Annotated in this window: 8 protein-coding genes; 4 read left to right on the top strand and 4 right to left on the bottom strand. The window is 46.7% G+C overall.

The features are described from left to right. The 3 genes from L4D06_RS14000 to L4D06_RS13990 all read right to left on the bottom strand — a co-directional run. A partial coding sequence (locus tag L4D06_RS14000) for a TRAP transporter large permease subunit (RefSeq protein WP_429740051.1) occupies window positions 1-271 on the bottom strand: 271 nt, incomplete at its 3' end. Between the two features lie 9 nt (window positions 272-280). Beyond that, complete coding sequence (locus L4D06_RS13995; RefSeq protein WP_017010819.1) at window positions 281-808, bottom strand: TRAP transporter small permease; 528 nt, start codon at window positions 806-808, stop codon at window positions 281-283. 90 nt (window positions 809-898) lie between these two features. Beyond that, window positions 899-2,062 (bottom strand): TRAP transporter substrate-binding protein, encoded by a 1,164-nt coding sequence (locus L4D06_RS13990; RefSeq protein ID WP_337992911.1) that lies wholly within the window; start codon window positions 2,060-2,062, stop codon window positions 899-901. Between the two features lie 431 nt (window positions 2,063-2,493). Here L4D06_RS13990 and L4D06_RS13985 point away from each other — a divergent pair, with 431 nt between their 5' ends. Then, window positions 2,494-4,107 carry a GMC family oxidoreductase gene (locus L4D06_RS13985; RefSeq protein ID WP_429740049.1) on the top strand — a complete coding sequence of 538 codons (1,614 nt, stop codon included), beginning with the start codon at window positions 2,494-2,496 and terminating at the stop codon, window positions 4,105-4,107. A 57-nt stretch (window positions 4,108-4,164) separates the two neighbouring features. On the opposite strand, the gene L4D06_RS13980 is transcribed toward L4D06_RS13985, so the two are convergent. Continuing rightward, window positions 4,165-4,932, bottom strand: coding sequence for an IclR family transcriptional regulator (locus L4D06_RS13980; RefSeq protein ID WP_429740048.1), 768 nt, complete (start codon window positions 4,930-4,932; stop codon window positions 4,165-4,167). 744 nt (window positions 4,933-5,676) lie between these two features. Between L4D06_RS13980 and L4D06_RS13975 the strand changes: the two genes are divergently transcribed. The 3 genes from L4D06_RS13975 to L4D06_RS13965 all read left to right on the top strand — a co-directional run bounded on the left by L4D06_RS13975 (window position 5,677) and on the right by L4D06_RS13965 (window position 23,276). Next, window positions 5,677-12,030: an amino acid adenylation domain-containing protein gene (locus L4D06_RS13975; RefSeq protein ID WP_429740046.1), complete on the top strand. Its 6,354-nt coding sequence runs from the start codon at window positions 5,677-5,679 to the stop codon at window positions 12,028-12,030. 61 nt (window positions 12,031-12,091) lie between these two features. Next, window positions 12,092-22,027: a non-ribosomal peptide synthetase gene (locus L4D06_RS13970; RefSeq protein ID WP_429740044.1), complete on the top strand. Its 9,936-nt coding sequence runs from the start codon at window positions 12,092-12,094 to the stop codon at window positions 22,025-22,027. Beyond that, the gene (locus L4D06_RS13965) at window positions 22,017-23,276 is read left to right on the top strand and encodes an MFS transporter (protein ID WP_429740042.1); all 1,260 of its coding nucleotides are present in this window, start codon (window positions 22,017-22,019) and stop codon (window positions 23,274-23,276) included. The genes L4D06_RS13970 and L4D06_RS13965 overlap by 11 nt, the downstream gene beginning before the upstream one ends. Window positions 23,277-23,284 lie beyond the last annotated feature (8 nt).

Here is a 23,284-nt window from a genome sequence, read left to right as displayed (position 1 = left end):
GCCCTAATATAGAGTAAGCAAAATCTGACATGCGTTTGGCAATGCCAGCAGCGTTGATCAAATCCCCCGTCATAATGAACAGCGGCAGCGCCAATAAGCCAAAGAAATTCAAGCCTTCAAACAAGGTCACGCCAATGTTGGCAAGGGTAAAATCAATGACCAAGCTACAACCAACAACCCAAAAACCAATCACGAGAAAAATGGGAACGCCGATAATAAAAAGCAGTGTTACGCCAAGAGAGATCAGCGTAATAAGTGTGCCGTCTTCCATATTCTGCTCCTAATCCAGTAACGACGCTTGAAGCACAAACGGCTCTTTACGCTGATATTGCTTAATGTCTTTGGCTAAGTTTTGCAGCACGCGGATCACGATAAGTACCCACGCAAGCGGTGTTGCAAGATAGAACCACCACTCCATGACATCATCCGTTCCCCCCACAATCGCGAAGTTGTCGTAAGCGATATAGGTTTGATTGGTGGCGTGATAAATCACGATGCCAGCGAAGGCGATCCAAAGCACCGCATCTAACACCAGACAGCAAAATTGAAGACGATAAGAAAGCCGCGCACGAATTTCTGTTAAGGCTAAATGTGTGCGTTTCTTTATGTTGTATGAGGCACCGAACCAGGTTACCCAGAGGAAAAGTAGCACGGGCACCGTGGTGCTCCATGGCACTTGTTGGTTGAACAAAAACCGCCGAACAACCTCTACGAAAATAATGCCAGCCATACTTGAATAGGTGATCAAGATGATGACCTTTTCCGTGTTTTCATCTAACCATTTGAGCAAGGTATGTAGCGGTTTCATGCTGACCTCACAGATCATTGAATAAAGATACGCGCAGGCCCGTTTGCGGATGCGTTTTCACATCAGCAAACAGGCACTGCACGACGATATTTAGCTCGTCCACCAGCGTTGTGGTGGCACATTGACAACTTGCGTGTCGCGAGGAATTTCTCGCGCTATGTCGTAGATTTCTTGGTAGGTATCGTGACCACCCGACCACTTGTTCAAGCGATCGCGCCATTGTTCCCAAGGTTCTGGATTGAACTCTGGCGAACACATTTCCTCGGCCTTACGCAGTTCAGCGTCAGACAAAGTCGCAACACGGGTGTTGTTTTCCGCGAAAATGGTGCCCGGTCGTGGTGGGTTTGTCGCTCCGACAATGTCAGTAAGCGCGGCTTCATTCATGCCTTGCGTGAAGATTTGCGCAACATACGCAGATTCCATCACATCGTCTTGAAGATCTGAGCCCAGCTTATCGAACACAGGCAAACTCATTGCCGTGTGCTCCGTACCAGAGAAGAACTTGAGATCAACACATTGCGATACCACGGGTGCCATACCGGCATACGCCACCGCACCCATCCATGTTTCAGCACCGTCGATCAGGCCCTGCTTCAAGCCATCCAACGTTTCTTCCCAAGCAATTGGGACAGGGTTGAGGTTCATCAACTGCATGGCAATGCGCCCGAGTTGCGTTCCCGTAACGCGGTTTTTTGTCCCAGCAAGTTGATCGATGGACGTCACTAATGGCTTATCTTTCCATTTCAAGCCAAGTTGAATGCCTCGTAACTCGCAGTGAGTAAACAAGAATTGCAATTTATGACGCTGGCGGAGGGGCTCTCTAAATAACGGTTCGCTTTTCTTACTGTAGAAAAAATGAAATTGAGACGCGCGGGATGGGAACATGTAAGCGTAATCCAGCACATTGAGATACGGTGCGCCCCCTGCGGAGTTTTGGGTCGACGCCGAATACATGTCGACAATGCCCTGCTGTGTTTTTTTCACACAGTTGGTTTGTCCACAGATTTGGTTACTACCAATAAACTCAACGCGAATCGCGCCGTTTGTTCGTTGTTCAAGGTCTCTGGCGAAAAAAAGCTGTGCCGATTTTTGAATATCGAGGTTTTTCTCGTTAAAACCTGACGCACCAAATTTCAATTGGAATTTTGGCGGTGCAGAATAGCGTTCGTTTTGGGTATTCTCGGCGGCTCTCGCCAGCGTAGATACGGTGGCTCCTACTCCCAATGTACCCGCGGCGATCAGGGTTGATGTCATCCCAAAATGGGCGGACACCTTCATAAAGTCCCTTCTCGTGAGTATCTCCCGATTTTTGCTCATGCTCGCACTCCTTTGTGTTGGCTTTCGCTCAAACGTTTACGCTGGCATGCCGACATTTGCGTTCTCAAACAGAGCGGTCTGTGTTCACTCATCGCGCTCTGTAATCCAAGCAATCCAACGTTCAGTCGATAGATTTGCCCTACGTTCGTCATCATTCTCCAACCACCGAAATGTTAATGGCTGGTTAATTTTCGAACCGGACCATTCCATTTATGGCATAGAAAAACCAAAATTCAAGCCTTGACTATGAAAATCGAGATAACTAGTCTCATATTTTAATGTTTGAGAATTTCCAAGTTTGGATTGAGTCAAGAGGATGTCGCCTTGAATTCATGACATCTACTAGCAAACAGGGAGAAGGAAAAAAGATGGGATTATCTTCAAATCATTACGATTTTATCGTGGTCGGTGCGGGATCAGCAGGGTGCGTACTCGCCAACAGGCTGTCCGAAAACCCTTCCATTCGGGTACTTTTGATAGAAGCTGGCGGGAAAGACAACAATCCTTGGTTGCATATACCGGTTGGATATTTCAAAACGATGCATAACCCAAAAACAGATTGGTGTTATGTCACCGAGCCTGATCTCGGTATTAATTCACGCCAATTACAATGGCCAAGAGGAAAAGTGCTTGGGGGCTCTAGCGCACTCAATGGTTTGTTGTATGTTCGCGGGCAAGCGGAAGATTACGACCATTGGGCAGCGTTGGGGAACCAAGGCTGGTCTTATCAAGAAGTTCTACCCTACTTTAAAAAATCAGAAGACCAAGAACGCGGCTCGGATGATTATCACGGCGTAAACGGTCCGCAAAAAGTCAGTGATTTACGATTACGTCGCCCCATTGCTGACCATTTTATTAACTCAGCGATCAAGCTAGGCATCCCCTACAATCCTGATTGCAATGGTGACGTTCAAGAAGGCGTGGGTTACTTCCAACAGACAGCGTATAAGGGTTTTCGTTGGAGTACGGCAAAATCCTTTTTACGCCCCGCTAAACAACGAGAAAACCTGGATATTCTCACTCATCACCATGTCTCAAAAGTGTTGTTTGAAGACAAAACCGCCGTCGGTGTTGAAGTGATCAAAGACAAGGTTAAACGGCAAATTATGGCAAGTCGCGAAGTCATTTTAAGCGCGGGTGCCATTGGTTCGCCGCAGTTACTTCAACTCTCAGGCATTGGCCCTGCTTCTCTGCTCAAAGAGCTCAATATCCCTGTTTTACATGACCTGCCGGGCGTCGGTGAAAACTTGCAAGATCACCTGCAAGTAAGATTGGTGTTTAAAACCAGCGAACGTACGCTTAATGATGAATTAAACAGCCTCGTTAAACGTGCCATGGTAGGGCTGCAATATCTCTTTACGCGGACCGGCCCTCTGACATTGGCCGCAAGCCAAGTGACCATTTTCACTCAATCTTCTTCCCATTTGACGCGGCCAGATATTCAATTTCACATGCAACCGCTCAGTGCGGATAAGCCTGGAGATGGCGTACACCCATTTTCTGCGTTTACTGCATCAGTGTGTCAACTTCGCCCTTACAGCCGAGGAAGTGTAAAAATCACTTCTACGGATCCCCTTGCGCACCCTGCCATTCAGCCCCGCTACCTTTCGGACGAACGCGACCAAACCGTGATCATCAATGCGATAAAAGTGGCGCGAAATATCGCCAGCACGCCACCGCTTTCTGAGCATATTTTGAGTGAATATGTACCTGGAGAGAAATACCAAACCGATGAAGAATTGCTGGTCGCGGCGAGAGAATACAGCCAAACCATATATCACCCGACAAGCACCTGCAAAATGGGCATTGATGACATGGCCGTCGTGAACCCAAGACTACAGGTTTATGGAGTGAAGAATTTGCGTGTGGTAGACGCATCGATCATGCCGGAGATCGCCTCTGGCAACACCAATGCACCCACCATTATGATCGCCGAAAAGGCATCAGACATGATTTTGGAAGACAACGCTATCCCACATTAGATATTGAGAATCACGCCTTAAAAACACAGCAATTGGCGATCAAATCGCCTTTGCTGCTTACTCGTCGGTGATACCGAATTCAGCCACCGCCAAACGCTGAGCAGCGCGACGCAACAGCGGTAAATACTGTCTAAGTTCTTCCGGCGTTTTTCGAGCAGAAGGCGCATGCACTGCCACGGTAAACGCAACACGGTTATCGTTATCAATCACAGGAACAGCAAGCGCGACCATATCATCAAGAAACTCTCCTGAATCCATACCGACCCCATCTTCGGCGATTTTCGCCAAATGGGTTTCTAACTGATCGATATCAGTGATGGTTTGCGCCGTTTCACGCGTGAGGTTCATGCTTTTGAGAAGACGTTTACGTGCGGTCGGTTTCATGTCTGAAAGAAACAATTTGCCAGATGCCGTGCAATGTAACGGATAGTGCGTACCGACAGGTAAGTGAATACGATAAGGCCAGTTGGTTTCGACACGTTCTAAATATAAAATTTCATAGCCGTCCAGAATGGTAAGGTTGCAGGTTTCCCCGATTTCATCAGACAGCTCTTTAAGAATGGTATAGCGGTGCACATTGATGGAGGAATTCTTTAGCGTGTCTCTGGCTAAATCTCGTAAACGAGGACCAGCGGTGAAACGCTTGCCATCAGGCTCTCGCTGCAGGAGTCCCTCTTCTTCCATCTGTTGTGCGATCCGGTGAACGGTTTGTTTTGGAAGATCTAACTCTTCGGCAAGATAAACACTAGAGAGCGGCTTGTCTGCTTTCACAATCTTTTCAAGGATATGAAAACCACGAATAAGTGTTGATTGTGTTTCCTTCATTCTACCCTTCCGTTTGTCGTTTGTTCTTTATTGGAACGTGAAAAATGAAACATCAAAGTATCTTGATTTTATTAAGCATCGATAAAGATAGCCAACTCTCATCCATTTATTGAGACATTGAGTCCTGAATGTTCGAAAATTGCATTAGTTAACCGAGCAAAGAAACTCCACAGTTCGGGCTATTGTTTACACTGCATCTATTGACACAAATCACATATGCGACTGGTTAAGAGAGTATGGAGTCGATGAAGCGCTGTGCCGAACAGCAACTTTTCGTGCGATAAAAAAATATTCCACATGTTCAACGCAGCGTTTACTACACCACAGGTATAGCTATAAGCACTCACTCTAGCCTGTCAATATAAATTACCACTTTATGTAATAACTGGAACGATCACGAGAGATATCATAAGAATAACTCACTGACTTGACGACATTTTATTCAGTGAGATTTATCCGCGTTATCTCAAAAATCCCTTTATCACTGGACTCGCCAGAGAAATAGCCAACATTCCCCCTCAATATAAACAGCATAGTATGTTGAAAAACATCTAATTTAAGAATTTATATCTCATAATTAACAAAATGTCTCATTATGAAACATTTGCAAAACTTAATTTAATATCGAGAACCTAATCCAGTTCACCGAAAGAATGCTTGGAAAATTAGGCACCAACGCGTTTGAATCCCCTCCCACTATTAAGGTTGTAATCAGTAGTCAATGTGGTTCAGGGAAAAGAAGTGATGTACTCAAATATAGATACGCTTGGAGATGTACTTGCAACGGCCAGCAAGATTGAAGGAAAGGGTATCTACTTTTCGCATCATAGAGACAGCGCAGTATTCTTGAGTTATAAGCAGTTGTGGCACGATGCTAATCAACTCGCTTGCACATGGCGTCATCTGGGCGTTAAGCCGAAACAGAAAATTGTTTTTCAGCTAGAAGACAACAAAAATTTCGTCACTGCTTTTTGGGCATCAATCATTGGAGACTTCATCCCTGTCCCTGTTGCGTATGGCAATACTGATGCGCATTTCAAAAAACTTGATGCCATATTTTCCGTTTTAGAAGAAAGTTGGACAGTCACGGACTCCAGTTCAGAAACGACATTATTTGGCAAAAATCAGCAATCAAAACTCCTTTCTGTCGATATTGACAGTGACAATACTCTGCCAAAAATCCATACACCAAACACAACCTCAAACGATTTAGCGTTTATTCAGTTCTCTTCAGGCTCTACAGGTCTGCCAAAAGGCGTTATGTTGAGCCACAAAAACATCATTACAAACAACATCGCCACGATTGAAGCGACTGAGACAACGCAAGCTGATACGACGTTCAGCTGGATGCCATTAACACATGACATGGGTCTAATTGGTTTTCACATCAATCCTATGATGGTGGGTTGTGATCAATACATCATGCCGACAGCCAGCTTTATTCGTGATCCTTTGAGTTGGATTCGTAATGTCAGCGACGCTAAAGCGACCGTTCTCTCCTCCCCTAATTTCGGTTACCACTACCTACTAAAGCGGCTTGAAAACAGTAAGAAAACCCCTAACTGGGAACTGAATAATGTCAGGCTCATTTTTAACGGTGCTGAACCCATCAATGTCGATTTGTGCAATGCATTTTTAGGCAAACTGAGTGCCTTTAACCTCAAAAGTAACGTGATTTTTCCCGTCTACGGACTGGCCGAAGCCACACTGGGAGTGACATTTCCCAAAGCGGGAAAAACCCTGCAAAGCATCACACTCGACAGAGCAACACTTCATATGGGCACAAAAGCCCAAGAAGACAATAACGGGGCTTCCTTTGTTGCTCTGGGCTCACCGATCCCTGGCATGGAAATCAGAATCGTAAAAGGGAGCGAGCAATGCGAAGAGCTCACTGTTGGTGACATTTACATCAAAGGTGACAGTGTCACTCGCGGGTATTTCAACGCGCCAGAAAAAACGGCCGATACTATTTCTGAAGATGGATGGCTAGCAACCGGAGATCTTGGATTTATAAAAGATGGTGAGCTTTATGTAACGGGTCGAAGCAAAGATCTTATTATCATAAATGGTCAGAATATCTACCCTCATGACCTCGAGCAGTCGCTAGCCATTAGCGAGTTGACACCTTTGGGCTCGGTCGCGGTGGTATCAATCACCCCTTCAGAAGAAACAGCTATGCCAAAGTTGGCTGTCTTCGTTCAGTATCGCGGATCTTTGGAAGCGTTTCTAACGGTGAAAACGCACATTGAGTCAACGCTTTCAGCTGAACATGGCATTTTCCCCGATCTGGTCATTCCGATTAAGTTAATTCCGAAAACCACCAGCGGCAAGCTGCAACGTTTTCAACTAAAACAACGCGCCGAAAAGGGCGAATTCGAACAGATAACCTCAAACATTCAGAATTTAGTCAGTGAGAAACGCAATGATTCTCCGCTAACAGAAACGGAAAATCGACTTTCAGGTTTATGGCAAGAAGTACTTCGTTGCTCCTCGGTATGCAAATCCGACAATTTCTTCGCCAAGGGCGGCAACTCTTTGGATGCAGTGTTTCTGCTTCAGCGAATTTCTCATACATTCGGAATAGAAGTGCCTCAATCAGACCTTCATTCCTATTTAACGCTTGAAACCATGGCGAAAGCCATTGATGACACCGCCTTACAAAAAGACGCCGCGGCTCCCCTCTTCGTGCAGGAAACACAAGGCGCATACGCCTTAACAAAAGCCCAGTTGGCGATGTTTGCCCTATGCCAACGAGACACACATACGGCGTACAACATCACTGCGGCAGTGTCCATTGAGTCTAATGTCAACCGCTCTGTCATAACCGCGAGTGCCAAATCCGTTTTCAGCAATCATCACCAAGTGTTGGGAGCCAAGATTGAGGTTTTAGATGACCGGCCTCAATGGGTTTGCGGCATTAAAAACAACCTACACGCTATTGGTCAAGAGATAGAGTTTAGAGAAGATACTCCTCTCGAGACACAATTAGAAAACGTTGCAGAACCGTTTTCGATTTTAGATGAACGCCTTGTACGCCTCTATTTTGGCTATCATCTCGGAAAGACAGTTTTAATCATTGATTGCCACCACTTGCTTTGCGATGGGCTCTCTCTTCCGAACCTATTTGATGAATGGGTATCAACGATATGTGGCCAAACCAAACCCAATTCTCAATCCACGAATGCGTTTGTTCACTATGCTCGCTATCAATCAGAAACCAATCCAAACAAACTGAACTATTGGAAAGCCTCCACAAAAGTACGACCAGAAGACCTTGTTTGGCCGCTTCAATCCAAAAGGCCTGCCAAACAAGACTTTCAAGGGTACGCAGCACTCGCGTCGTTCAATAAAGCCGACACCAAAAAATTTGAAAAGCTGGGAGCAAAAAGTGGCACCAGCCTGCAAAACCTGCTGCAGAATATGTTTCAAATCTGGGTGTCAAAACACTGCGGACAAACACAGTTTTCTCTCGGCATCCCCGCTACTCAACGCACGCCTTCATCCATTTTATTGCCGGGCATGTTTGTTGACTCTCTGCTCGTTGACGCTCACGTGGATTACTCGCTGTCTGCTGAAGAAAACTTGAGAGCTCTTGAGCTTCATATTAAGGCGCGACATGACAACCTCATCCCGTTCTCCGAAGTAGTCAGTCTGTCTGAAAGCCCAACATCACAGAGCAGGAACGCGTTGTTTGACGTGATGTTCGTATATCAACCCATTCCAAAACAGTTCATCGACAAAGGGTATGAACATATTCCGCTTCATAATGGAGGGGCAAAAGTCGACGTAACACTTTTTGTTCAGCATCAGGCTGGCAAAGTGCTCCAACTCATGCTGGAAGGCTCTCGCTCACTCTTCTCTCACGACGCATTGTCGGTGATGCTTAATGACTTTGTCGCCACTTTAAATCTTCTGGCGGATCAATCTGGTCGCAAATTAAACGCGGTGCTCTTTGAGGGCCGAAATATCGTTCCCGTGAGTGAGAACACACGAGATTATGACAAATCTCAAACCATCAGTTCATTACTCGATGATTGTGCCAATGCCTATCCTGGCACCATCGCCTTGGTCAATGGCGGGAGTTTCTGGACATATGAGGATGTGTATGAAACGAGCCACCAAATCTCAAATTCACTCTCCGCAAAGGGCGTAAAAAAGGGGCAAATCGTTGCTGTCATTGGTTCGCGCTCAGCCCAGCTGCTGCCGCTACTAACAGGAATAAACAGACTAGGGGCCTGCTATGTGCCCATTGACGACAGTTTACCTTTACGAAGAAAAGAAAAGATCCTCAAGGCAGCCAGTCCTTCGCTCGTTGTAACTGTTACGCCCCCAAACGATAGTATTAATACAAACTTGCTTGAGCAGTTCCAACACTGCATGACTTCCGAGCTTGTTGCCGACGTTAGGGCATCAACATCAGCACACGTTGAGTCTCAGGCGATGCCTGATGATTTGGCCTATATCATTTTTACGTCTGGCTCGACGGGAGAACCTAAAGGCGTCACGGTGACGAACCAAGGGCTGGCAAACTACCTTCAGTTTGCAAAGAGATATAACAGCGCAATGCCGATGAATATGGCACTGTTCACGAGCATTTCTTTCGACCTTACGGTAACGACTCTTTTTTCGCCACTTTGTAGCGCCGGACAATTAGTGCTATCCGCTTCAGATTCGTTATACGACCAACTCGCTGCCGTTCTTTCAGATAGCACGATCAATACGTTAAAGCTTACTCCCGCCCACCTTGATGTGCTCACCACACTCGCGGAGCAAGCAGCGACGCCGACCGAACATCTGACGTGTTTCATTGTTGGGGGTGAGCAACTCAGTACGCCGCTTGCACAGCGTGCTCAAGCCATATTTAAAAACGCAAAAATCATAAATGAATATGGACCAACCGAAACAGTCGTTGGCTGTATAACGCACACTTACCACGCAATAGACAACAGCTATCATGCTGTGCCAATTGGTGAAGCGGCTGACAACGTTTCTATTTACCTGTTAGACAAGGCTGGAAATCAAGTCGAAAACGGGAAGTCGGGTGAGATCTGGATTGGCGGTGATGGTGTTTCGCCAGGTTACTTTAATGACACACAGAAAACTGCTTCAGCATTTATACAGCCTCAATTTACATGCCAAGGAAAACTCTACAGAACTGGCGATATCGCTTACCAAAATTCGCGGAATGAGCTGGTGTATGTCGGTAGAGAAGGAAACCAAGTCCAACTGCGCGGGTATCGAATTGAAACGGAAGAAGTAGAATCGTTACTTTTGCAAACTAAAGACGTTATCACCGCCTGTGTGCGCGTTTGCAACTTGGCTGAAACACCGCAATTGGTCGCTTTCTACACCGCCGACCAAGATTTAAATAGTCTTCTCGCGCCCTTGTATGACGAGTTACCTGATTACATGGTGCCTCAGTGTGCTATCCGTGTTGAGCACATGCCGCTGACTACCAATGGCAAAATCGACAACAACGCACTAGAGCTTATCGCACAGCAATACAATGAGAGTCACCTGACTTCCATCGACGAAACAGCCTTTGACGAAAAGGAAACTGCGCTTAAGCACGCTTGGGAGCAGGTACTTAGCCACAATGCTATTTCATTAAGCAGTGACTTTTTCCGTGCGGGTGGTGACTCCATCAAAGCACTGCAAATTGTAGCGCACCTGCGCAGTACCGGGTGGGAGCTGGATACCAGAGAAATTCTCGTTAACCCCACTTTTCAGTCCATGGCGGCAAAACTGAAAGTACTGGAGTCAGAACGACACTACTCGCAAGAAACTCTCGACGGTGATGTAGCACTTACACCTGCAATGCAGTGGTTCTTTAACCAACAATTTGTTAATCCAGAACACTATCACCAATCCGTGTTGTTAGATGTGCCTATCTCTCTTACTCCCGACCTTTTAGAGAATGCACTCAAGCATATACTCCTCCACCATGATGCGCTCAGATTGCGATTTGATAGGGGTTCCGCGCAGTATCAGCACCCAGAGACGATTAATAAGTTTCACCTCTCTGTTGCTAGTGAATCAGCCCAAAATACTCTGGTTGCCATTGGCGAAACCGCGAAGCGTGACTTTTCGTTTGATGATGATTGGCTATTCAAAGCGGTTTACGTTACAAGTTCACAACCCAAGCTTTTGCTGATCGCACATCACCTCATTATTGACGGTGTTTCTTGGCGAATCGTGCTTGAAGACTTATCGCTTGCGGTAAATAGTTTGCTGAACCAGGCAGACATATCCTTGCCGTTGAAGTCCGCGAGCCTGCATGACTACCAAACACTGCTAGCGGCTTCGCTAAAAGCCACTTCTGAAACTGACAAGCAATATTGGGAAGCCGCGACGGCTTACCCATTAAACATAGAAAATCCGCCCATTAGCGATAAACCCGCTACACAGACCCAAAAACTGACTATTCCGTCCGACACATTAAAAGAGTTGGATGGAGATATTCACGGCGTTTTCAACACACAAAAGCAGGACCTTCTCCTTGCTTCTCTTGCGATGGCGTTGAAGCCACTCACCTCACAGAGACGTTTTAGCATCGAGGTTGAATCACACGGTAGAGAGTTAGAAGGGATTGATTTGTCTCGCTCTGTCGGTTGGTTCACTGCAATCTACCCCGTTATGTTCAGCACCATTGATGATGCAAATGCCGTTATCCGTGATGCTAAAGAAGGCACAAGAAACGCGCCTCATTCCGGCCTAACTTACTTAGCCCGCGAGGTCCAACAACAATCCTCAGGAATTCCTGCTTGCAGGTTTAACTACCTGGGCACGTTAAACATCAGTGCAGAATCTGAAAACCTTTCGTTGAACTTCGCCCCTACGGGTGTAGATAGCGATGAACAAAACGGAACGACGGCACTCTTCGAATGTGATTGCTGGATTCAGGACGGCGGCTTGGTATTACAGGTCAAAACTGCCTTTTCTAATCCTTCGCCTCACGGCGAAGTACTTCTAAAACGATGGGCAAACGAACTTGATCTGCTAATCAAGCACTTAAAACAAGCAAGTGACATCCATTTCACGCCTTCTGATTTTGGCGATGCCGAGTTAAGTCAGGAAGACTTGGACGCATTGTTTTAACGACAAAAGCCAGATCAGTTATACGCGATATCGAACTTCGAGAAAGACAAGGAACAGCAACATGTCAGGAATTGACAAAAGTAACGTCTCAGCCATCCTCCCTCTTTTGCCCTTGCAGGAAGGCTTACTTTTTCATCATATTTCCGAGCCTGACAGCCCTGTTTACTTTGAGCAGCTTAGATTAAATGTGAGTGGCGACATTGACATAGACCGCCTTCAATTTGCGTGGAACCGCGTTGTAGAAAACAACGATGCACTTCGCACCGTTTTTCGTTGGCAAGGGATAGATAAGCCCGTTCAAATTGTGCTAAAAAAACGCTCGCTCGATATCGAACAGATATCGCGCCAACAAGCGAATGACAACACCCTTTCAACGCTGAGAAGTCCTTCACGTTTGGATTTGCAATCTCATCCTATTCGTTTGAGTGTTATCGAAAAAGACGCCAATGTTTTTACACTTGTCCTGAGCTTTCACCACATTCTTCTTGATGGCTGGAGCAGTGCGCTGATTCTAAAATCCCTGCTGGGCCTATACAAGAACAATGCATTAACGCTGGATAAGACCGCACCGACCAAAGATATACACGAGGCATGGAAGAAAACCGACACCAATAAAGCCCTTGATTGGTGGAAAACGTCAACATCAAACGCCGAAGTGAATCGAGCGTTACCAAAACGTACGTTAGAGATACTGGATGTCAAAAGCCATTCAGTTTCAGACAATAAAATTGTGCTCCCCATTTCGAGCCCAATACAGGCGCGAATCGAGGCCCTCACTGAAAAAGAAGGCGTTACTCCGGCAGCAATATTTCACGCAGTGTTCTCGTTATGCCTGCGCTTCTATCAGAACCAAAAAAACCTAACATTTGCAACGACAGTGTCGGGGAGAAATCTCCCTGTGCTCAATATTGCTGATACGGCAGGGTTATTTATCAATACCCTGCCCTTTTGTGCCGAATTGGAAATGACCATGCCATTTTCTGATTGGGTTAAAAAAGTTCAGCTGCAATTGGCGGGCATTAATGAACACAGTTCTGTCGCGTTAAAGGACGTTCATACCCTTACCGCAATCCCTCAAAATGCCAGACTGTTTGACAGTTTGTTGGTCGTTGAAAATTACCCTCTCGACACCACAATAGCGGACGGAACAGGGTTCAGTATTCAGTCGGTGGAAACAACAGAAGAAACTGATTTCGACCTTACGCTCGCCATCACCCAGATGAACGGATACGAATGTAATCTGATTACTCAATCTGGCAAATTCGACCCAAGTTTTGGCCACGTCTTTTTAGCACACTTTTCTACCCTGCTTGAAAATGCAGTGTCCGAACCTACGCGCCAGCTCAAAAGCTTATCTCCCGTTGAAAGACGCACGACTGATTCGACAATAGCGCGCCCTGAATACAACAGCGACTTGGTCACGCAACTCAAACTCGCCGTTGATAATTTTGGAGAGCGCACAGCCCTGTCAAACCCTGAACAGTCCATCACTTATCAGGAACTCGATAAATTAAGCAATAAGGTCGCCGCCGGTCTCGCTAGTATGGGGATTCGAAAAGGCGATGTTGTCGGAATCAGCTTACCCAGAGGCACCGACATGGTTTTGGCGATTTGGGGTGTACTAAAAGCTGGGGCCGCCTACCTGCCTATTCTTCCTGACTTACCGAAGAAACGTTCTGCTTTCATGATAGAGGACACGGGAGCCAAGCTTTGTATCGTCTCGGGGCAATCACCACTCGCGAGCACTCATTCGGTAGCAGACGTCAACGACCTTCTGAGCACGGAAGGTGACGCGCCGTCAGTTAGCATTGACAGCAGTGACACCGCTTACATCATCTACAGCTCAGGTTCAACAGGACAGCCCAAAGGTATTCTCACTCCGCATGGTGCCGTTGCAGGTTTCGCCGCGTCTCCCACCTACGTAGAGATATCGGAAAATGATCGCGTATTGCAGCTCTCTTCCTACGGTTTTGACGGTTCGGTGTTCGATATTTTCACAACCTTATGCAACGGTGCAGAGCTCGTTCTTTTAGATGAAGCGTTACTGTCAGATCTCAATGCGCTGACCGATTACATTTCGGACCAAAATATTTCCATCTTTTTTGTCACTACAGCGTTGTTTAACGCACTGGTTGACACCAATCTCTCTGCCTTAGAGCAAGTAAATCGGATTCTGTTCGGTGGGGAAAAAGTCTCGGTTCCACATGTAAAAAAGGCGTTTAGAAAGCTGGGGCCAAATAAACTTGTTCATGTGTATGGCCCAACAGAGACCACGGTTTTTGCTGCCGCGTATCCTATCCAGTCAACGCAATTGGTCAATGGGACGATCCCAATTGGCTCGGCCATCAATAATTCTACTTTCCATGTCCTTGACGTTGACCAGCTACCCTGTCTTCCGGGTGTAGCGGGAGAGCTTTATATCGGTGGTCCAGCACTGGCCAAGGGGTATTTAAATCGTCCCGACTTGACGCAAGAACGTTTCACAAACGTACCCCATACCCAAGACTGGGCATATCGTACAGGCGATGAAGTTGTCGAAACAGAAAATGGCGTGCTCATTTTCAACTCGCGGTTAGACTCCCAAGTGAAGATTCGGGGGCTTCGCATTGAACTCGGCGAAATAGCATCACAACTTATTGATGTAACAGGCGCATCTGATGTCTATGTGGCGGTTCAAGGCAACGATTCAGGCAACGGCTATATCATCGCCTACCTGTGCCAAAACGACATGCCAAGCAAGGAAGAGATCACTGCTGAGCTGGCTGAGTTTTTACCCCGATACATGCTGCCTCAACACTATATCCGTCTCGATAGGCTTCCTCTAACTGCGAACAACAAAGTCGATCTTAACGCGCTCCCGACGCCGGAAACAGAAAGGTCTGGTGAACCAGTGCAGCCAAAAACGGAGACCGAAGTTAACCTGCTTGCAATTTGGCAGAAAGTGTTGGTTCAACCCACGCTTTCGGTGACCGATGACGTATTTAATTTTGGTGCAAATTCTATCGCTTTCAGCCGTGTATCGGCTCAAATGCAGAAGCACTTCGGTAAACAACTCGACATAAAAACCTTGTTTTCGAGCACTACCGTTAGAGAGCAGAGCCATTTGCTTGATACGCAACGCGAGGAAAACACGCTGGGGAATATAGAACGCAATGCGTCGCTCAACGCTATCCCCGCCACCTCTATCCAAGCGGGTCTGTATACCCAAGCTCAAATGCAACCTGGCAGCACAGCGTACAACATGCCCATCGCTTTCTCCTTGCTGGGCGAAACAACAACAGAGCAAATCTCTGTTGCTTTCCAACGCGTTTGTCAGCGTCATCCTGTACTCTTCTCTCGCTTCCATTACGATGCTGACCAGTTACACCAAACCGCCAAGGTTACCCCTCTTTCTGCTCGCCAATATGACGCCGAAATGCCTTTTGAAGATTGTTGGAAAGACTTTGTTCAGCCGTTTGATCTCACTGATGGCAAGCTGGTGAGATTGGGCTTACAAGCATTGGAGAATAGGCATCGAATATTTATCGATATCCACCATATCGTCGCCGATGGTGTGTCCATCCTTGTACTGATCAACCAATTCCTTGATCAATTGGAAGGCAATACTAATGCAGTTGTAGAACCAGAAGTACGCTTTGGCGATTATGCTGTTTGGCAAGCAAGCGACACAAATCAAAGCCGCATCAAACACCAAAAAGATTTCTGGCAAAACACGCTTGTTGATATCCCACCGCGTCTTGACTTGATTACTGACTTCCCGCGCCCAGACAAAAGAACATTTAAGGGAGAGCAGTTCACGTTCGATTTTGATGCTGAAGTGTCTGGGAAAATTCGCACCACCTCTAACGCAAAGGTAAGCGTCAACACCCTGTTTTTCACTGCATTTCATCTTGTCTTGGCCAAATACAGCCAACAAGCAGATTTCTGCTCATCCATTCTGAGCACAGGACGAACGCATCACCAAACGCAGGAAATGGTCGGAATGTTCAACAACTTCCTCCCTATTCCTTTCAGCTGTGAGGCCAATCAAAGCGTACAAGAGCTCCTCGAGGGTCAACAAGAACGACTTCTTGAAGCGTTACAAAACCAAGATTTCCCTTATCACGATATGGTGTCCCATTGGTCTCAACCCGAGCCTGGCAGAAATCCCTATTTCGATACCATGTTCGTTTTTCACAACCAACTTTCAACGGCTGAGGCACTGAAGACAAACGCCTTCTTACTTGAGAAGCTCGACACGCCATCACACTTTGCCAAACTTGATCTAAAACTCGACATCTATCCTTCTAGTGCACATGGCTATACCGCCACGATTGAGTTCAGCACAGAGCTATTTAAGCGTGAAACGATTACATCTCTCGCTCAGCAATTTCAGTTTGTTATCAGACAGATTATCTCTGATGCTAACACCCTTGTAAGAGACATCATGCTTGTCGAAGAAAACGAGAAGCAGCAACTCTTAGAAACCTTTAATGACACCTACGTAGATCGACAACTCTCGTTACCGCTAATCGAAAGGTTTGAGCAACGGGTTCTGGAGCAGTCTGGGGCAATTGCAATATCCTCGAAAGATGGCGTCCTTACTTGGTCGGCGTTCAACAGAAAGGTAAATAGACTCGCGCACTATTTGCGAGAGGAGGGCGTTGGTCCAGAGTCAATTGTTGCCGTTCAAGTACCCCGCAGTTTGGACATGATGGTCGCACTTTTCGCCATCACAAAAGCAGGTGGTGCTTGGCTACCGATTCACCTTGATAACCCAGAAAAACGCACGCAATACATTCTTGATGACAGTGACGCCATTTTGCATTTGCATTGGGCATCCCCTCTGTCGGCATCCCCTTGTCGTTCCATCGACTTGCACACCCTAGATACGTCAGGTTTTAGCGAAACCAACCCAAAAAGGCTTCATTCGCCTGCAAACCTTGCTTACGTTATCTATACATCTGGCTCAACCGGTGAACCCAAGGGTGTGCTCATTGAACATGATGCATTGGTAAATCGCCTCGATTGGATGCAATCTCGCTACCCAATTTCAAATTTCGACACCGTTTTGCAGAAAACACCTTACACGTTTGACGTTTCAGTCTGGGAGCTTGTGTGGTGGTCGTTTACCGGTGCTCGTCTATTCCTCCTCGGACAAGACGAAGAAAAAGATCCCCAGTTGATAAGCAAAGCGATCGACGAACAAGGCATTACGTGTATGCACTTCGTGCCATCGATGTTAAGTGAGTTTCTCTCTACGCGATCAGAGCCTAGCGCAAAGACGCTTCATTCACTAAAGCAAGTATTTACCAGTGGCGAAGCACTCACTTATACCCAGGCGTCCGATTTCCAAAAACGCGTCCATGAACCGACTGGTGCGACGTTGCACAATCTTTATGGTCCAACAGAAGCAACGATTGATGTTTCCTATTTCGATTGCGTCTCTACCGAATTCCCGAATGCTATTCCAATCGGGAAGCCTATCGACAACACCACGCTACTCGTTCTCGATCAGCATCTGCAACTTTGCCCGATAGGTGTCGCTGGTGAGCTCTATATTGGCGGTGACAACCTTGCACGCGGTTACCTCAACAAACCACGCCTTACTGCAGAACGGTTTATTAGTAACCCGTTCGGAGACGGACGTTTATACAAAACCGGAGACAAGGTGCGCTGGAAAGCATGTGGCAACATCGAATATTTGGGTCGACTGGACCATCAGGTGAAAATTCGTGGCCAGCGCATTGAAACGGGGGAAATTGAATCCGTTCTCTCACAAATAACGAATGCGTGTCACGTAGGCACCTATTCAGACGGGAACAACGAACTTCAGCTCGCTGCTTGGTATGTACCGGTGCCCTCTCGCAGCCTTTCAAACCAAGAGTTAAGAAACTATCTGTTGACTCAATTGCCTTCATACATGGTGCCATCGGCTTTTGTACCGTTAGACAACATGCCTTTGACCGGAAACGGAAAGCTTGACCGAAAAGCACTCCCTCCTCCTCAGCTCAGCAGTACCTTCGTGGCCCCCGTCAATCAGACGGAGGCGACGTTGGCAAACATCGTCGAGCACATCCTCAAACGGGATAAAGTGGGTCGGGAAGATGATTTCTTTTTAATTGGCGGGCACTCGCTATCTGCCACCCGACTCATGGCAAAAATTCGAGAAGAGTGGGATATCGCCATACCATTGAGCGACATCTTTGCGTACCCAGTTATCAAGGCATTGGCAACACAGATAGAACAAGCCTCCCCGACAGATGTCGCGGTAATAGCAAAACAGCCAATTGAAGAACAAAAGGTGCTTTCTTTTGGCCAACAACGTATGTGGTTAGTCGACAAGATCGACCACACAAAAGGGCGCTACAACATCCATACAAGACTTCAACTCAATGGCGTTCTTGATGTTATGGCGTTAGAAAAAGCGATTCAACGCACCTTAGCGCGCCATGATGTACTGCGAACTGCTTATACCGCTAATGATGGCACTGTCGCTCCGGTTGTTCACAATAACCTTGGTTTTGAACTCACCATCACGAACCACAGCACATTAAATAACGAAGCACATCAGGCTGCGCTAAATGCACTATCGGAAATTGAAAGCACTTATGCCTTTGACTTGGCAAAAGAAATACCTCTGAGAGCCCAGCTTGTCAACGTCGCTGATGACAATCACACACTGCTACTCACCATGCATCACATCGCGTCTGATGGATGGTCTCTGGGTGTGTTGACCCAAGAAATTGGTGCGCACTATCGAGATATCACGAGTGGCCATTCTACCTCCCTAGAACCGCTTGAGCTCCAATATTCAGACTATGCAAACTGGCAGCGTGAATTTGAAAACAGTGATGCATTTTCCCGTCAAAAAGACCATTGGCTGACGTCGCTCGATGGCTTACCCGAATGTCACGCGCTGACGCTGGATTCGGCAAGACCTGCAGTGCAGACCTATCGTGGAGATCGATACACAAGGTCACTGCCGGCGTCCTTAACTGATGCGGTGTATTCCTACGCAAAGGAATCAGGTTCCACCGCCTTCATGGTGCTTCAAACCGCATTCAGTTTACTTATTAGCAAGTACTCAAATGAATCAGACATTGTGATGGGTACCCCCATCGCAAACCGCGAACAAACCGGTGTCGAAGAGCTTATCGGTTTTTTCGTCAACACCCTTGTTCTTCGTTCTGATATCGACGCTTCCCGCACTTTTTCTGAGCAGTTGAAAAAGAACAAACAGGTACTTTTAAACGCATACGCCAATCAGCAATATCCATTTGAACAGCTTGTTGATGAGCTGTCGCCTTCACGAAGCCTCAGCCACCATCCTTTATTCCAAATTATGATGGTGATGCAGAATCAGGATATTTCGTTTCCGACTATCGATAACCTTACGATCACCGCTGATGATGTTCCGTCATCCGTGGCGAAGTTCGATCTGCTCTTAGATGTAGCAGAAACGGATAACTCTTTAAGATTCCATTGGGATTACGCTGCCGATTTATTTGCCCAAGATACAATCAAACAAATGGCAACGCACTTTGAACAATTGTTGTTCAGTGTTTTGAAGCAGCCAAATGCACGTCAATCAACATTCAGCCTTTTAACTCAAGAAGAGCAAACACGCTCATCTGATGCTCTGCGAAAAGCCTGTTCGTTGGAGGTAGGAAGCCAAGACGCCATCGTTCAGCGCTTTGAAGACACAGTTCGACGCTTCCCTAAACATATTGCTGTTTCATTCGACAATCAGACAATCAGCTACGAAGCATTGGATGCATCCGCCAGTCAGCTTGCACATCTTTTGGTCGAACACGGTGTCTCGATAGACAAGAAAGTTGCGTTGATTGCTGAGCCGGGCTTCGACATGATCATTTCTATTCTGGCCATATTGAAATCTGGCGCTGCATACGTCCCGGTAGACCCTCATTCCCCAGAGCAGCGTATTCAGCATATTTTGTCGGACTGCGATGCCTCGCTTGTACTAAAAGCAACTGAACTCGATACACCGACAACATCCGTTCCGACATTGGCGTTGAGGGCGGAAGACACTCACGCGAGATTGCAAAATCTTCCTACGCACTTCCAATCTTGTGTCGCGAAGGACCAGATTGCCTATGTCATTTATACCTCTGGCTCAACCGGCTTACCAAAAGGTGTTCAAGTAACGCACGAGAACGTGATTCGTCTATTTGACAGTACATCAACGGAATTTGACTTCAACGAGCATGACGTTTGGACCCTGTTCCACAGCTTTGCATTTGACTTCTCCGTTTGGGAGATATGGGGCGCGCTTCTAAATGGTGGGAAGCTGGTTATCGTCTCTTCAATGGTGACGCGCTCTCCAAGCGATTTCCGACAAATTCTCAGCTCAGAAAATGTCACGGTTCTCAACCAAACGCCAAGTGCTTTTAATCAGCTCATCGAAGCAGACAAAAAAGTCGAACAACCTCTTTCACTTCGTTTTGTTATTTTTGGTGGTGAAGCACTGACCTTAGGTGCGCTAAAACCTTGGATTGAAAAATATCCTCTCAAAGATACTGCGCTGATTAACATGTACGGAATTACAGAAACAACCGTGCATGTTACCTATAAATCGCTGACTGAAAACGATATTAACCATGCAAAGCAGAGCTTGATTGGCAGTCCAATCAGTGATTTGTATATTTATATTCTTGATGAAGGTCAGGCGTTGCAGCCTACTGGCGTACCCGGAGAAATGTACGTAGGCGGTGCTGGAATTTCTAGGGGTTACTTAAACAGACCTGAGTTAAATCAGTCTCGATTCATACAAGACCCCTACAACCCTGATAAAACCTTGTACCGAACAGGAGATCGCGCGCGCCAACTTGCAAGTGGTGAATTGGAATATCTAGGTCGATGCGACCAGCAAGTGAAAATTCGTGGCTTTCGCATTGAGCTTGGTGAGATTGAACATCAACTGCTTGCCATTGACGGGGTGTCTGAAGCAGTGGTTGTCGCAGAAGATAACTCCATCAGTGCCTTCGTTGTGTCCTCTGAACCACGAACGCGTTCTGAGTATAAAAATGCGCTTGAACAGCATCTACCTACCTATATGCTGCCAGCGTCTTTTACCGAGCTAGAGAGCATTCCACTCACCATTAATGGGAAGGCCGACAAGAACAAGCTACTTGCGATGAAATCCTCGGTCACCTCAGGCATAAACGTTATCCATGCCGAAACTGAGACCGAGCGAAAACTTGTCGAGATATGGCAGAGCTTGTTAGACGCTAAAGACGTCAGTGTGACTGAGAACTTCTTCGACCTTGGTGCGAACTCTTTACTTATCGTTCAGGCGCATAGTCGCATTGATTCAGACTTCCCAGATATTGTTCGCGTCACCGACCTATTTAGCCATACGTCAATTCGCGCGTTGGGCGACTTCATTGATGGCCAAAACAACAAAGTCACTTTACCCGCGACTACCTTGCCCCACTCAATGTTCCACCGCAGTGCAGGCCGATCGATCACCACACTCAAAGCCAATTATCCAAAAGACGCAGTAGCGGTATTTTCCGCTGCCATATCCAATGGCCCTGCGTCTTTATTGGCGGGTCAAGCGAGCATTTTTGCTTACCTTCTGGCGCAATTAAATAAGCAACATAATGTCAATTTCACTTACGCGCTCAATAGTATGCAGTTGGTACCTTTTGCCGTCGATTTAGCAAATTCGAACTCCATTGGTGACATGGTTGAGGAAACAAACAAGAAACTGGTTGAATTGGCAGCGACACAGGTGGGTTATGACACTGCACTGCCCGAACCCTCTCAAGCGCACATCTTGCTTAAAGGTGAACACGCTGACGTGTCTTCCGATGTCTTACAAGAGTTTGATTTAGTACTGACACTTCCAGAGGATTCAGATAACACCTCTTTGTCATTGAGCTTCGATGCAGGACGACTACAAAAAGAGCAGTTGAATAACGTCTTAAGTACGTACTTAAAGCTGTTTGTGTACAGCACAAAGCAGTTAGCAGGAGCAGGCAGTGTTAAGTAATCGATTTATCGTTGCCGGTGGCCTTTTTAGCTCCCAGTTTGCTACAGGCAGCCTGTCCTTCGCGATAAGCCTGTACCTGCTGGATGCAACACAATCAGCTTTGTTGTTCTCTATGGCTGTCGGGGCGTCCTTTGTCCCCTCGGTCGTCATTAGTTTGCTAAGTGGTGTTTGGGTAGACAAGTGGAACAAAAAGCGTGTCGTTTGCCTATGCGATTTCTGTACTGGCCTTATCGCTCTCGCTTTCGTGTTAACCGTCAGCTACGCCGATAACTTAAATACATTGCTGTTCTACATCGTATGCGTTGCGAGTGTGCAGGCGTTACTCACTCTTGCATTCAACAGTGCATTACCCGAGTTGTTCCCCGCCGACGCATTACCATCAGCTAACGGCCTTGTACAATCCGTCTCAGCTGTCACACGGATCGTAGCACCCATATCAGGTGCGCTTATGTATGCGAATATTTCGCTGAATCTTATATTCATGATTTCCGGCGCGATATATTTTGTTTCCGCGATCGCTCAATTAAACCTCCGCTTTACCGAGAAAGAGAGCGAAGAATCGACGATTAACAAAGATTACATCAGTGCCCAACGCGAAGCGTTCGACTACGTTAAGCAGCACCCCTCTATTCGTTTTTTCCTCGTATTCGAAATTTTACTCAATGGTCTCTACCTGCCATTGGTGCTGGTCGCCATGCCTTTCATCATTTATCAGATTTTGGGGGTCAGTCCTCTCCAGCTATCACTTGTTGAAGCAGCCATGGCTGTTGGAACCATTATTGGGGCATTGATCGCGAGTAAAAAAGCCGTTCAAAAAACAGCGATACGGTATTTCTGTTTACTGCTCATTCCTCAAGCCATTCTCATCCTTGTATGGCTATTTCCATTTCCCCAGCAAGCGAATGCCATGCTGATTACGAGCTTTTTTGCCGTAACGTTTGTCGTGTTGGCTTGCTTAAACACCGTACAGAACATTCCCGTGCTTTCACAATTTCAACGCACTGTCCCTCAGCACATGCTTGGCCGATTGTTTGGTCTTTTCTTCGCGCTACTTAACCTCGCGGTACCCGCTGGGATTTGGTTGGTGGGCAGCTTGTTAACCGCAGAGAACTGGCATCAGGTCATCGTTTTTAGTGCAGCTCTTATGGTGCTATTGGGCATTTTCGGGAATAGAAACAAAGGCTTTCATGCATTTATTAACGACGAAAGCCCCGCGACAAAAGAGTATGCGACAACACCGGAACACTAAAATAAAAC

Source organism: Enterovibrio makurazakiensis (genome assembly GCF_050336585.1).
Classification (GTDB): domain Bacteria; phylum Pseudomonadota; class Gammaproteobacteria; order Enterobacterales; family Vibrionaceae; genus Enterovibrio; species Enterovibrio gelatinilyticus.
This window is presented reverse-complemented; position numbering and strand designations above follow the sequence as displayed.